The organism is Butyrivibrio proteoclasticus P6B7, from assembly GCF_000622085.1.
GTDB classification, from domain to species: Bacteria; Bacillota; Clostridia; order Lachnospirales; family Lachnospiraceae; genus Butyrivibrio; species Butyrivibrio proteoclasticus_A.
In genome coordinates this window covers 1-14635 of record NZ_JHWL01000036.1, presented here as the reverse complement: position 1 = coordinate 14635, position 14635 = coordinate 1, and the positions used below count along the sequence as shown (strand labels likewise).

The following is a 14635-nucleotide window of genomic DNA, read 5'->3' as shown; positions in this document are numbered from 1 at the left end:
CTTATGTAGTAAAATAAATAGAAGTTCAAAACGGAGGTAAATTATGGAAAAAATTGTGAAATTCAAACCAAAAAACGTGGGAAAAAAGATTCTTCTCGCAGTTGCCGGAATCTTTCTTTTACTTGTAATCTTCGGATCTTTTTATAACGTAAGTGAGCAGGAGCAGGCTGTAGTAACACAGTTCGGTAAAGTAGTTGCTACAAACTCAGCTGGTCTTTACTTCAAGATCCCATTTATCCAGAGAGTGCACATGGTTGATATGACAACCCATGGCATCGGCATTGGCTACAAGGTCGATGGAAATGGCCAGAACATAACAGTGGATGATGAAGGAATCATGATCACATCCGACTTTAACTTTGTAGATATCGATTTCTATCTGGAGTACAAGGTAAGCGATCCAATCGCATATATCTACAATACAGATGATCCAGAGATGATCATGAAGAACATCGCTCTGGCAAGCATCAGATCTACAGTAATTGACTATCCTGTAGATGAAGTTATCACGACAGCTAAGGGTCAGATTCAGGCTGAAGCTAAGGAAAGACTTACTAAGGCCCTTACAGAGCAGAACGTAGGACTTACAGTTGTTAACCTTACAGTTCAGGATGCTGAGCCACCAACAGATGAGATCAAGCAGGCCTTCAAAGCAGTTGAGACAGCTAAGCAGGGAAAAGAGACAGCTATTAACAACGCTAAGAAATACGAAAGCGAGCAGATCCCAGCAGCAGAGGCTGAGGCAGACAGAATCGTTCAGAATGCACAGGCTGCCAAGGAAGCAAGAATTGCAGAGGCAGAAGGTGAAGCATCCAAGTTCAACAGTATTTACGAGGAATATAGCAAATACCCTCTTATAACCAAGCAGAGACTTTTCTATGAAGCATTGGAAAATGTTCTCCCAGGTGCAAAGGTCATCATTACAGACGGAAACACCCAGCAGATGTTACCACTAGACAGCTTTTCTGGTTCTTCATCAGATGGCGACAACTAAGACAGAGAGGTATTTGATATGAAAAACAATTTTGTTAAAGGATTGATTGCAGTTATTGCAATTGCACTTTTTATAGTAATAGGCAATTCTCTTTTTACAGTTCATCAAAAAGAGTATGTGGCAGTAAGACAGTTCGGTAAGATCGTAAGAGTTGAGAATGAGCCAGGTCTCAAGATCGTTACACCTTTTGTTCAGACAATTCAGAGAATCAGCGCAGAGACTAAGCTCTACGACATTCCTCAGTCAGACGTTATCACAAAGGATAAGAAGTCTATGATCACAGATACTTATGTCCTTTGGAGGGTTACAGATCCTGTTAAATATATTCAGACACTGAACGCCCTTGATGGAAGAGCTCAGGAGAGAATTGAGGCAGCAGTTTATAATGCAACAAAGACTGCAATCTCATCAATGACACAGGACGAAGTTATCGAGTCAAGAGGTGAAGCCCTTACAACACTTATTACACAAAATGCCAACTCAGATATGGGCGGCTATGGTATCGAGATCGTAACAGCTGAGATCAAATCCCTTGATCTTCCTGATGACAACAGAGCAGCTGTTTATGACAGAATGATCTCAGAGCGTAACAACATCGCTGCATCCTACGAGGCAGAAGGTGCTGCAGAGGCTCAGAAGATCAAGAACGAGACTGACAAGAAAGTGGCTATCCTTACAGCAGATGCAGAGAAGACTGCAGCTCAGCTCGAAGGTGAAGGCGAAGCAGAATATATGAAGATCCTCTCTGAAGCCTACAACACTCCAGAAAAGGCAGAGTTTTATAACTTCATGAGAGAGCTGGAAGCCTTTGAGAAAGCTCTTTCTACAGGGGATAAGACCTTTATCCTTGATAAGGACTCAGAGCTTGCACGACTTCTTTACGGAATCTACTAATACGTAACCTTGGCAGAACCCCAGGGAAAAGAACTAAATAAAAAATCTTAACAACGAAGGAGATACAACATGTTATACGGAGGACTTGAAGCAGGCGGAACCAAGATGATCTGCGTTATTGGAAATGAGAATGGTGAGATCTTAGAAAGAGCCACCTTCCCAACCAAGACCCCAGAGGAGACAATGCCTCTTATGATAGATTTCTTTAAGGGAAAAGAGATCAAGGCCCTTGGAATAGCTTGCTTTGGACCAATAGATCTTGATAAGAATTCAAAGACTTACGGATATATCACTTCAACACCTAAGCTTGCCTGGAAGAACTACAACATCGTAGGAGCCTTCAAGGATGCTCTTGGTGTGCCAGTTGGATTTGATACAGACGTAAACGGTTCACTCCTTGGTGAGATTACCTGGGGATGCGCTAAGGGACTTAGCGATGCCATTTACCTGACAATTGGAACAGGTATAGGCGGCGGAGTTATGACAAATGGTCAGCTCCTTCACGGAATGCTTCATCCAGAGCTTGGTCACATGAGACTTGCCAAGGCTGAGAACGATCCATTTGAGGGAGTATGCCCTTACCACGGAACATGCTTTGAAGGACTGGCAGCAGGACCAGCCATCGAAAAGCGCTGGGGCAAAAAAGCTGTTGAGCTTGCCGATAACGACGAAGTATGGGAGCTTGAGAGCTTCTACATCGCCCAGGCCCTTGCAACCTACATTCTGACCCTTAGTCCTAAGATCATCATCCTGGGCGGCGGAGTTATGCACCAGATGCAGCTCTTCCCACTTATCAGAAAGAAGGTTGTGGAGCAGCTTAACGGCTATATCAATACAAAAGAAATAGACAACATCGACGAATACATTGTACCTGCAAGCCTTAATGACGACCAGGGAATCATGGGAGCAGTTAAGCTGGCAATTGATGCTGTTTAATGACGGAGAAATGAATGACTAGAGAAGAAATACTTAAATATGCACCAATAGTTTACATGGACGCCAACGAGCCAATTCAGATAAAGAGAGTGGGCTATGCTGTTTATGAAGAGGATAAGTCTAAGAGCCTTTCTTTTAACAGGACCTTTGACTTTCAGAATGTTAAGGGCACAAAGGCAGTAATAGAATTTGCCTACTATCTGGACTACGACATCCAGCATCTGTATGACCTTGAGCACATCTGGGTTTACATCGATGGCTACGGAAATGTTGTAGGAGCAGAGGGAAGTTACCACGGAAGATTCCTTAACGCCTTTGTTCCTGGGCTATCAGGACATAAGGACAACAAGGTGGTTATGTACTCACAGCCAGGTAAGCACGCCATGCTGTCAGACCCTAAGCTTATGTATCTCTACACAGAGCTTTTCGAAGCCTGTGACAGACTGGCAGGCATAAATGGGCTGGATGCGCCAGAGCGCTACCTTACTGACATTCACATTACAGAGGATGAGAATAAGAGGGTAAAAGAGTATATCAAGAAGCAGTTTAAGTTTACCCCAGCCATGAGATTTGTTCAGACTATCTTTGATGACGTGGACTACATGCCTTGGGAGGAACTGCAGGGTAAAATTCCTGAGTATATTCAGATACAACTTAATAAGATTTTCAAGTAAAAGGATGGCTAGTGATCTATTTATGGATTTACTAGCCATATTATTATCTGCTAAAATTTATCATCATATTTATTTGGATTATCAATTCTAAATCGGGGAAGGTATAGCAATGGGTAATTTAGAGGCAAACGTTCAGAAAATACGGGAGTTTACAGACAATCTCTATGGCGAGATCTTTAAAGACAAAGTGTCCGTGGACAAGGTGATGACCAGTGATGGCATCAGGATCAAGAAAATCCCTTATAACAGCAGGCACACATTATTTGAGGATCCCAAGGACTGGGATATTCACAACTATGGAGATACCTGGGGTGAGAGAGATACCCATTTTAATATTAGGCTCAAGGTCCAGATTCCAGAGAGCTTTAGAGGCAAGGAGGTTCTGTTCTTCCTTTCCACTGGCGCAGATGATATCTGGAATACTGATAACCCACAGATGCTTATCTACATCGACGGAGTAAGGCGCTGTGGCATGGACATGAACCACAACAGCCTCACTATCTTTGAAAAAGAGGACTGGGAAAAGGGAAGAGATACCCTGGTGGATATAGCAATCTATGCATATTCCAACTGGGCGGACAACACAAACAACCTGGAGATGGAGATCGCTACAAGAAACGAACAGGCTCAGAACCTTTATTTCGACCTTCTTGTTCCTCTTGAGATTCTGGAAAGCCTCATTGCTACAGGAGATTACGATGAAGAGAAAGCTCTTTTTATCGAAAAGCACCTGACCAAGGCCATCACAGAGTTTGCGGATTACACAGAGGCCTCAGAATACCTGAGAAAAGAGCTGTATGGTAAGGATTTAAGCGACATCACCGTAGACAGCGTTGGTCATACCCACATCGACGTGGCCTGGAAGTGGCAGATAAGACAGACTAAAGAGAAGGTCATCAGAAGCTTTTCCACAGTTATGGAGCTTATGAGGAAGTACCCTGATTATATCTTCATGTCCAGCACACCTCAGATGTACGAGTTTGTAAGAGAAGAAGAGCCAGAGCTCTTTGAAGAGATAAAAGAAAAAGTTAAGAAGGGAAAGTTCGAGCCAGAGGGCGGCATGTGGCTTGAGGCGGACTGCAACCTTACAAGCGGAGAATCCCTGGTAAGGCAGATCCTTTATGGAAAAAGATATTTCAAGGACACCTTCAATGTGGATTCAACAATATTGTGGCTTCCGGACGTGTTTGGCTATAGCGCAGCAATGCCACAGATCCTTAAAAAGAGCGGTATCAAGTCCTTCATGACAACCAAGCTTGCCTGGAACGACACCAACAGATTCCCCTACGACCTGTTCTTCTTTAAGGGAATCGATGGAAGCAAGGTCCTGTCCTACATAATCACAACCTGCGATTATCCTAAGGCAGACGAAGCCATGAAGGAAGATAACAAGATCCTTAACTACACCTACAACGGAAGGCAGAATGCTTCACAGATCATGGGAACCCACAGAGCCTTCAGGGAAAAAGACATTACTAATGAACTTCTGACAGTGTATGGCTTTGGTGATGGCGGCGGCGGAACAACCTGGGAAATGCTGGAGATGGATAAGCGCATGGAACTGGGACTTCCTATGTGTCCTGTAACCAGGAAGACCACTGTTAAACAGTTCTTTGATAACCTTCATGAGACAGTTAAGTCCAGGGAAGACCAGGTTCCTGTCTGGGAGGGAGAGCTTTATCTTGAATTCCACCGTGGAACCTATACATCTATCGGTAAGAACAAGAAGAACAACAGAAAAGCCGAGTTTGTAATGTCAGAGCTTGAGACCAGAAAGGTCTTCGACTTCCTTACAAAGGGTGCGAGCTACGATAGAGACACAATCAATGAAATGTGGAAGACAGTGATGCTGAATCAGTTCCATGACATTCTGCCAGGTTCCTCTATTGAAGAGGTTTACCAGGATTCTGATGAGCAGTATAAAGAGCTGTTTAGTAAGGCGAAAGCTCTTTTACCAGATGGAAGTGAGGGTGCTGGAGAAACTGAGAAGATTTCTCACATAACAGATACTAAAGACGGCAGCAGCCATGTCTTTGAGACAAAGTATTACAAGGTAATCATAGATGAAAAGGGCGAGATAGTAAGCCTTTATGACAAGGAGCTTGCAAGGGAGTTAAGGCACCAGGGTGCAGAGCCATTAAATAGACTTATTGCCTTTAAGGATGTGCCTAAGGAATACGACTGCTGGAATATCGATGCCGACTTTGAGGATGAATTCTACGATATAACTGACCTTCAGGAGCTTTCAATTAACAGTGATAGCATTCTGGTGAAGAGGAAATTTAGAGATTCTATTATCGAGCAGAGAATCCTGTTCTATGAGGATAGTAAGAGAATCGACTTCAAGACCCACGTGGACTGGCATGAGCACCAGATTCTGTTAAAGGCAGCTTTCCCTGTGGATGTGGATGCCAAGACCATTAACTGTGAGATTCAGTATGGTCATCTAACAAGAAATGTCGTAAGAGAGAATAAGTGGGACAAGGCCAAGTTCGAGTGCTGCGCCCATAAGTGGATCGACATGACTTGTGAGGATGGAAGCTACGGCGTGGCAATCCTCAATGATTGCAAATATGGCTATGATGCCAAGGAGAATCTGATGAGGCTTACCCTTCTTAAGTCAGGCATCTTCCCTAATCCTAATGCGGATAACGGACCAGCGGACTTCACCTATTCTCTTTATCCACACAAGGGAAGCTTTGACGAGGGCGGAGTTATCGAAGAGGCCTATAAACTCAACTACGAGAGCCATCTCTTTGACTACACTACCTACTTAAAAGCAAGAAATGCAATCATTGAACTCATAGATTCCAAGGGCGTTTTCCTTGAGGCGGTCAAGCTTTCTGAAGACGGCGAAGATATTATTGTGAGAATGTATGAGGGCTATGGAAAAGAGCATAAGGTAAAAGCAAAGCTTTTGACTGGCGTTTCTAAGGACATTGAGGGCGTTTACTTCTGTGATCTTCTTGAGAATCCTACAGATGATGGAGAGATTTCTTTTAACAGGGATAGCAGAGAGGCTGCGTTTGACATAAAGCCCTTTGAGATCAAGACAATAAGAATTGCAATAGAATAATAAACAAAAAATGCAATGTTTTTACCAATAAGACATAAAAACCGCGTAGATTATGCAACGCTATGAAAATAAAATGTATGATGTAAGGTCTAATAATGTGTGTGGACCTTATGTCATACATTTTTTATTAGGAGCAGAGATGAAGGAGACAAAGTTTTTATCAATTGCAATAGGCTTGCTTCAGGGTCAGAACGCTCAGAATGGCATTAGCGATAAGGCTGTGGATGAGATGGATGCTGACAGACTTTATAAGCTCGTAAGAGCGGCTGTTGATAACTATGGAACCGATATTGCAAAGCGCGTCAATCCTGTGGATAGACCTGGTAGCAACCAGAGAAACAGATTTCATGGAAATGGAATTGCAGATCCACACGGGGATTTAGGAAATGTATATATCGAGACTGTCTGCGGTGACAAGGGAACGCCTGCGCAGGTTAAGTTCTTTAAGCTTCTTGAAGGGGAAAGCCTTGAGAACTTCGACAGAGTAAACGGGCAGATCACTATGATCCGCGATATGACAGGCTTTGATGGATGCCTATCAAGACGCCTTTCTGTAGGGGACTACGTCGTTGAGATTTCCAAGGGAAGTGAATACGAGATAATTACTGACGCGATTCAGATTCGCAAGGACACGACACTTACGAAGAGATACGACCTGAATCACTTTGTGGACCTTGCCAGGGAAGGATGGATCGCTGGAGATCTGCATCACCACTGCATCTACTCAAGCCCAGTGTTTAGAGGGGATGACGATGTGGTTGAATCACCTTCAGAGGTTGCAAATTCCATGATGGCCATGGGACTTTCCTATGGTGCTTTGTCGGACCATCATAATACTCTTAATCATGATCTGTGGAGAGCACTTAAGTCCTCTGAGTTCACTCCGGTTGTGTCAAAAGAGATATCCACATCAAATGGGCATGTCATGGCACTGGGAGTAGAAAAGGACGTCATCTACAAGATTCCTGAGGATAAAGACAGGACAGATGAGTACTTAAGGGGAGAGTTTGTCAGAGTTACCGATGAGATCAGAAAAGAGGGAGGACTTCCCCAGATCAACCATCCAAGAGACCTTCAGGTTTCCATTTCCTGGAATCCTAAGTTTGAAGACCTGCTTCATATCTTTGAGACCATGGAGATCTGGAATGGCTCCAATCCAATGATGGCTGGAAGCACCAATGACAGAGCAAGAGACCTGTGGATAAGATGCCTTAAGAAGGGCGAGTTCTTCCCGGCAACAACAGGAAGCGACACCCACAACATCGCAGCAGATGATTATCACATTCTGCTGGATGAAATGCTGGATACCAGGGACATAATCGCAAGTCACAAGGATGAGCTGTCCAGGGAATATGCAGATGAGGTCTATGTTTTCCTTAAGATCTGCGAAGACCTTTTGCCAATACTTGAGAAATGGGCAGAGACCAATCTTACCAGCGGCGGCGTTAGAACTTACATCAAAGTTAATGGGGAACCAGACCAGAGCAAAGTCCTTGATGCACTACGAAATGGACATAGCTTCTTAACAGACGGACCTATCATCATTCCTAAGGTAAACGGAAGACTTCCTGGTAAGACAGACACACAGCATAGTGACAATGATCTTGATATAGACCTTAAGATTCTGTCCAACAGAGAACTTAAGACCTTGAGGATCTATGGAGAGAATGGCCTTATTAGAGAGCTCTTTTTACAGGCAGATAAGAAAAACGGCTTCTATGACTACAGTATGAAGGTCACAGAAACCGCAGGTGGCAATAAATATATTTACTTTGAAGTGGCAGATGATTGTACCAACATGGCAATCACCAATCCGGTAATCGTAGGTTAAGCCTTATTACTACCGGCGGAGTTCTTACGGTACTCTCTTGGAGATGTTCCGGTGATCTTGTTGAAGATCCTGTTGAACTGAGAGAAGGAAGTAAATCCGCAATCTGTAGCAATGGAAGATATCTTCTCGGAGGTGGCAGTCAGCTTGTACTGGGCATTCTTGATTCTGGTAAGCTGAATGTAATTGGAAAGATTAAAGCCTGTCACCTGCTTAAACTCACGGGAAAGATAGCTTGGACTGATAAAGAAGGAATCCGAAAGCGTATTAAGGGAAATGTCCTCATTGTAGTGAGCATGGATATAGGAGGAAATCTCGTACATCTTCTGCTCAATGGCGTTGTAGGAATTCTCGTCTGTGTAAATGTTCTTATCCTTGAGCTCATATAACTGATACAGGAACTCCTGGAACTTGTTGTGAATATAGAATTCATCAACGGGATTGCCGTAGTACTGATGATTCTTGGAAAAGACAAACAGGCTGTTGAGAATATCCGTCAGCTTCTTGCGATCCTCAAGCTCGAATCTGTAGATTGGAAGCTCCTTGTTAAAGGGCTCTAAAAGTGCCTTGTAGGCATCAGCGGATTCTGGCTTATCAAAAGGATACATGAAATCAATGATGATACGCTTTGAGGGCTCGCCCTTGTAATAAACAGTCTTGTGCATGACAGATGGGTTAAGCAGAACGATATCACCAAGGTGAATATTGTAAGGAACACCTTCGATAAGGTGAGTTGCATTAGGAGATAAAAGAATCATTATCTCGTAGTAAGGATGGAGATGCTGGAATTCCATGTTAATGGAAGCATCCCTCTTATCATAATCGATATAGTAAAAAGTATTATTGGGAATGTTGTTAATGATTATATAGTGATTATCTTCATAAAAAATGCTGTCATTTATAAGCATTGGCGCATCCTTTTAAGCAAAATACAAATTTAGAAAAGTTGCATGAATATGTTAACAGAAATAGGGAGAAGTAGCAAATGGTAGTTAACAAAGACGAAATTAGAAAAACTCTGGAGATTCTGGCAGATAGCTTCCAGAAGTTTCTCTATGAAGACGATGAAAAATTCTTAGAGAACATGAAGTCCAAGAATCTGGCGGGGGATGATATTTCCAGATATCAGCACTGGGAGTGGACTCAGGGAGTTGGCCTTTACGGCATCTTGCAGCTTTTCGAGGAAACAGGAAATAAGGATTATCTGGAGACCCTTGAGAAATACTATGAAAAAGAAGTGTCTCTGGGACTTCCAGCTAAGAATATCAATACAGTGGCTCCAATGCTTACACTTTCCTTTCTGTTAAAAGAGGGAGAGAATTCCAGGTACATGGATGTCTGCAAGGAGTGGGCAGAAGCCATCATGCACGACTTTGCAAGAACAGAGGAGGGCGGCCTTCAGCACAGAACCTCTGATACTGAGAACGAGCAGGAACTTTGGGATGATACACTGTTCATGACAGTAATGTTCCTGGCAAGTATGGGTGAAATATTAGATAATGATGAGTATAGAATGGAAGCAAGATACCAGTTCCTTCTTCACATCAAGTACCTGGTGGATCATAAGACAGGTCTTTTGTTCCACGGCTGGACCTTCCTTGAGAAGAACAACTTCGCAGAGGCACTTTGGGGAAGAGGAAACTGCTGGTTTACAATGGCTGTTCCTGAGTACCTGTCTGTAGCTGATGTTCAGGGAGCTGACAGGAAGTTCCTGGTGGAAGCCCTTAAAAAGCAGGTGGAAGCCCTTGAGAAATACCAGGATGAATCAGGCATGTGGCATACTCTCGTGGATGATCCAACATCCTACGTTGAGACCAGCGCTACCTGTGGATTTGCTTATGGAATCCTGAAGGCAGTTCGAATGGGCCTTATCGACGAGAAGTACAAAGATGTGGCTCTTAAGGCACTTAAGCCAGTTCTTTCTTATATCGCAGAGGACGGCACCGTTAACCAGGTATCCTACGGAACACCAATGGGCCGCAAGACCAAGGATTTCTACAAAGAGATTGAGATCAAGCCTATGCCATACGGACAGGCCCTTGCAATGTTATTCTTATTAGAAGTATTGAAGGTGTGAGAATGTATAGAATCGGAGTTGATGTAGGCGGAACCAACATAGCCATAGGAGTTGTGGACGACAGCTACAGCATTATAGGTAAAAGATCTATTAAGACCAGCCAGGTCCCAGAGATCGGTCAGATGATCGAAGCTATCGCTTCCGGGGTAAAAGAGCTAATCTCTGAAACTGGAATAAGTGAAAGCGACGTTGCCTGTGTAGGAGTTGGAGTTCCAGGAACAGCAGAGCTTGATACTGGAAAGGTTATGTACGCCAACAATCTTGGCTTTGAGGATGAACCCTTTTTGCCAAGGCTTAAGGAGGCCCTTGGAGAGCCCCTTTGTGAAAAGACATATTTTGATAACGACGCCAACGCAGCAGCCATCGGGGAGTACGTAACCGGAGGCTATACCGAGAAGAACTTTATGATGGTAACTCTCGGAACAGGAATTGGTGGCGGAATCATTATTGATGGGAAGCTGATCCGTGGCGTGAACTATGCGGCAGCAGAGTTTGGACACATGTCCATCAACATAGATGATAAGGGCTGCAACTGCGGAAGACGAGGATGCTTTGAGACTTACGCATCGGCAGCAGCATTAGTGGAGCAGGCAGTGGATTCCATGGAAAAGGATGTGGATAAGAAGTCCCTTTTATGGAAAAATTGTGGAAAAGTCTCCGATCTGGATGGCGAGAAATTCTTTGAAGCAGTTAAGGAGAAGGATGAGCTTGCTCTTAAGGTATTATCTCAGTATGAGATTTATCTGGCGGAGGGTCTCACCAACCTGATAAACATATTGCAGCCTGAGGTTTTGGTCCTTAGTGGCGGAATTACAAGGGCAGCAGAATACTATCTGGATGATGTAAGGTCTATGGTCCTTGAGAAGGTTTATTCCAGAAGCAGTAAGAAAAATACAAGAATAGAAGTTGCCCACGGTATCAAGGATGCCGGCGATGTAGGAATCATCGGAGCAGCACTTTTAGGAGAATAAGAGGAGTTAGAGATGGAAAAGCACTATCAGTTTATTCTTAAAGACACAGAGGAACTCGTATATGAGTCCATGGCTCGGCAGATCATGGATTCACAGAATGAGAATCAGGGAGCATTCTTAGATGACAATCACATCCTGGATGCTAAATTCACAATCTACAGAACAGCATCAATGATAGCTCTTTTCTGCAATAAGGATTCATGCCTTTATCATGACAAGGTTCTCCTTGAGAGAATCAGACTTGGCCTTAAGTTTGCAGTAAAGATGCAGCATGAGGACGGACTTTATGACTATGTTACCTGTAACTTTAAGTCAGCTCCTGATACCGCCTTTTCGATCAAGAAACTTATGCCATTTTTCTTTTACCTAAGAGATGTAGTTGGCGATAAGAAGATCGCTGAGGAGCAGGAAATCTTTGATGTGATGAACGGCATCATTGAAAAGGCTGCAAAGGGTATTGTTACTGGCGGCTTCCATACTCCTAACCACAGATGGGCAATTGCTTCAACTCTTATGGAGTGCGCTAAGATCTACGGCGACGAGTCAATGGTAAAGCGTGCCAACGAGTACCTGGCTGAGGGAATCGATTGTAACGAGGATGGCGAGTTTGCCGAGAAGAGCGCAGGTAACTACAACAGAGTTAATAATGACGCCATGATCACCCTGTCAGAGGCAACTGGCGATAAGAAATACGAGGAGTATGCTGTAAGGAACCTTAAGATGATGCTTCATTACTGGGAGCCAGACGATTCCGTATTTGCTGCTAACTCCACAAGATTTGATAAGGACAGACTTAACTATCCTACAGATTACTACACAGAATACATGCTCATGGGACAGCGCCACAACGTGCCTGAGTTCTATGAGATGTGCAATAAGATAATCGACATTTGTCAGAAGAAGAACATGCACGGTCCTGACTGCCTCATTTACTTCATGTGGTATCCAGAGTGGAGAACTATCGAGTGCGATAGCATTTACGAGGCTCCTGACTATCATGTCTTTTACAAGAATTCTGGAATCTCCAGAAATAAGACTGGAAGATATACCTATACACTAATGAGTGGAAAGAGTAATTTCCTTTACTTCCACAATGGCTCCATCAAGCTTGAGATGAAGGTGGCTGGAAGCTTTTGCGAGCACAGAGCTTTCAAGGCAGAGACAATGGAGGAGAAGGATGGAACACTTCACCTTCACCAGACAATGCATGGCTGGTACTACCTTCCATGGACAGATGATAAAAGACCTGACACCAGCGACTGGTGGGAGATGGATAACTCCAAGAGAGATAAGAAGATGGGCCCAGACATGGACATTGATGTGTGGGTAACAGAGTCTAAGGATAAGGACGGTATTGACGTAAGAGTTAAGACAAGCGGTGTCGACGGAGATCCTTGGAGAATCGAGCTCTCCTTTACAGGAGCTACATTCCTTGAGAATGGACATCTTTCTACACACCTGTATGGAAACGAGGCTCTTACCGTTAAGGATGATTATGTAGAGCTTTCAAACAGTAAGGATACATTGGTGGTTGGCCCTGGCTTTGGAACCCACAGATATATGGAGGGTAAAGAGGACTCCGAGCTTAGAAATGCAGGCTCATCAACTGTTTACTTTACTGATTACACAGGCTTTGATCACACAATTACAATTCGCAATAAGAGAAGTCAGTTCGAGAGGCACTAACTATGAAATACGTAGAGTTTGATAATAGCAGAAAAATGGATATCGTCTTCCTTGGAAGAATAGCGGTGGATTTTAACCCGGTGGATTACTTCCATCCTTTGGAGGAGTGCACTACCTTTAAGAAGTACCTGGGCGGATCTCCTGCCAACACTTCTATCGGAGTAACAAGACATGGCTTAAAGGCTGGCTTTTTTGCCAAGGTGTCAGACGATCAGTTTGGAGACTTCGTAACTCATTTCATGGAAAAAGAGGGAATTGATACCTCTCACATTTCAAGATGCAAGAACGGTGAGAAGATCGGTCTTACCTTCACAGAGATCCTCTCTCCAACAGAGAGCAGCATACTTATGTACAGAAATGAGATCGCAGATCTTCAGCTTTCTGTTGAAGACATCGACGAAGAGTACATTAAGAACAGCAAAGCTCTTTTGATATCAGGAACATCCTTGGCAGCAAGCCCATCAAGAGAGGCCGCTCTTAAGGCAGTGATGCTAGCAAAGAAGAATGGCACAAGAGTTATTTTCGATATCGACTACAGAGCTTATAACTGGAATAACGATGATGAGATCTCTATCTATTATGCAGCGGTAGCAAGAGAAGCAGATATCATCATGGGTTCAAGAGAAGAATTTGACTTAACACAAAAGCTTATTAAGCCTGGCATGAACGATGAAGAGACAGCCAACTATTGGTTCTCACAGAATGCCAAGATCGTTCTTATCAAGCATGGCAAGGATGGATCAACAGCCTATACTTGCGACGGCGAGAAGTATTCAATCAAGCCATTCCCTGTAGAAGCGCTTAAGGGCTTTGGCGGCGGAGACGGATATGCATCAGCATTCCTCTTTGGCATTTTCTCAGGCTGGGAGATGATCGACTGCCTTGAATTTGGCAGCGCAGAGGCATCCATGATGGTAAAGAGCCATTCTTGTTCAGAGGAGCTTCCAACCACTGAGGAAGTTCGTGCATTCATCAAGGAAGAGAAAGAAAAGTATGGCGAAATGATCGCACGAAATTGATGGTCGAATTATTGTTAAAAGACATATGAGAATAATAAGGCCAGCACCTTAGGATTTATCTGGGGTGCTGGCTTTTTGTGTGCGATAAAAAAGGGGGCGATGAACGGTAAAATATTTATGTTTTTTTTGCAACATTTTGCAGCATTTATCTGTGTTAAGAGTGTAAACCATAAATTTCAACACGGAGGAAAATAAAATGGCACAAAAAGGTATGAATGTCAGCGAAGTTGAGGGATACCTTTCAACACTTTCAGCTGGCGCAACTGATCTTGATCAGCTTACAACAGACGTTAAGAATCTTCAGGGACCACTCCAGGATTGCTGGGAAGGTGAAGAGGCTGAGGCATGCGTAAACTTCATCGCTGATATCTCATCAAAGATGTCTCAGATGTCTGAGGAAGTTATGAAGATCCACAAGTGGGTAGACCAGGTTAAGACAAGCTACGTTGACGCAGCTAATTCTGGTAAGAACGCTTACAC

The 14635-nt window shown here is 43.6% G+C and carries 12 protein-coding genes; 11 read left to right on the top strand and 1 reads right to left on the bottom strand.

All coding sequences use genetic code 11. The annotated features are described in order from the left end of the window. Positions 1-43 precede the first annotated feature (43 nt). The 6 genes from hflK to T541_RS0115235 all read left to right on the top strand — a co-directional run bounded on the left by hflK (position 44) and on the right by T541_RS0115235 (position 8405). Positions 44-994 carry an FtsH protease activity modulator HflK gene (hflK, locus tag T541_RS19900; RefSeq protein WP_051538297.1) on the top strand — a complete coding sequence of 317 codons (951 nt, stop codon included), beginning with the start codon at positions 44-46 and terminating at the stop codon, positions 992-994. Positions 995-1012: 18 nt separating this feature from the next. After that, positions 1013-1888, top strand: coding sequence for a protease modulator HflC (gene hflC / locus T541_RS0115255; protein WP_026653505.1), 876 nt, complete (start codon positions 1013-1015; stop codon positions 1886-1888). A gap of 69 nt (positions 1889-1957) precedes the next feature. Continuing rightward, complete coding sequence (locus tag T541_RS0115250) at positions 1958-2824, top strand: ROK family protein (protein ID WP_026653504.1); 867 nt, start codon at positions 1958-1960, stop codon at positions 2822-2824. Between the two features lie 14 nt (positions 2825-2838). Beyond that, entirely contained in the window at positions 2839-3498 is a 660-nt protein-coding gene (locus T541_RS20875; protein ID WP_051538296.1) for a hypothetical protein, read from the top strand. Between the two features lie 109 nt (positions 3499-3607). Continuing rightward, positions 3608-6574: an alpha-mannosidase gene (locus T541_RS0115240; protein WP_051538295.1), complete on the top strand. Its 2967-nt coding sequence runs from the start codon at positions 3608-3610 to the stop codon at positions 6572-6574. A gap of 139 nt (positions 6575-6713) precedes the next feature. Beyond that, on the top strand, positions 6714-8405 hold the full coding sequence (locus tag T541_RS0115235) for a CehA/McbA family metallohydrolase (protein WP_026653502.1): 1692 nt from the start codon (positions 6714-6716) through the stop codon (positions 8403-8405). Here T541_RS0115235 and T541_RS0115230 read toward each other — a convergent pair. Then, on the bottom strand, positions 8402-9310 hold the full coding sequence (locus tag T541_RS0115230) for an AraC family transcriptional regulator (protein WP_026653501.1): 909 nt from the start codon (positions 9308-9310) through the stop codon (positions 8402-8404). The two genes, T541_RS0115235 and T541_RS0115230, sit on opposite strands and share 4 nt — an antisense overlap. A gap of 77 nt (positions 9311-9387) precedes the next feature. Between T541_RS0115230 and T541_RS0115225 the strand changes: the two genes are divergently transcribed. The 5 genes from T541_RS0115225 to T541_RS19890 form a co-directional block, all read left to right on the top strand. Beyond that, a complete protein-coding gene (locus T541_RS0115225; protein WP_026653500.1) occupies positions 9388-10479 on the top strand; it encodes a glycoside hydrolase family 88/105 protein in 1092 nt (363 codons plus the stop codon). Between the two features lie 2 nt (positions 10480-10481). Further along, complete coding sequence (locus T541_RS0115220; protein ID WP_026653499.1) at positions 10482-11450, top strand: ROK family protein; 969 nt, start codon at positions 10482-10484, stop codon at positions 11448-11450. A 12-nt stretch (positions 11451-11462) separates the two neighbouring features. Beyond that, the gene (locus T541_RS0115215; RefSeq protein WP_026653498.1) at positions 11463-13136 is read left to right on the top strand and encodes a hypothetical protein; all 1674 of its coding nucleotides are present in this window, start codon (positions 11463-11465) and stop codon (positions 13134-13136) included. Positions 13137-13138: 2 nt separating this feature from the next. Further along, positions 13139-14155 carry a 5-dehydro-2-deoxygluconokinase gene (gene iolC / locus T541_RS0115210; RefSeq protein ID WP_026653497.1) on the top strand — a complete coding sequence of 339 codons (1017 nt, stop codon included), beginning with the start codon at positions 13139-13141 and terminating at the stop codon, positions 14153-14155. 196 nt (positions 14156-14351) lie between these two features. Continuing rightward, the coding region (locus tag T541_RS19890) for a WXG100 family type VII secretion target (protein WP_034467505.1) at positions 14352-14635 on the top strand (284 nt) is incomplete at its 3' end.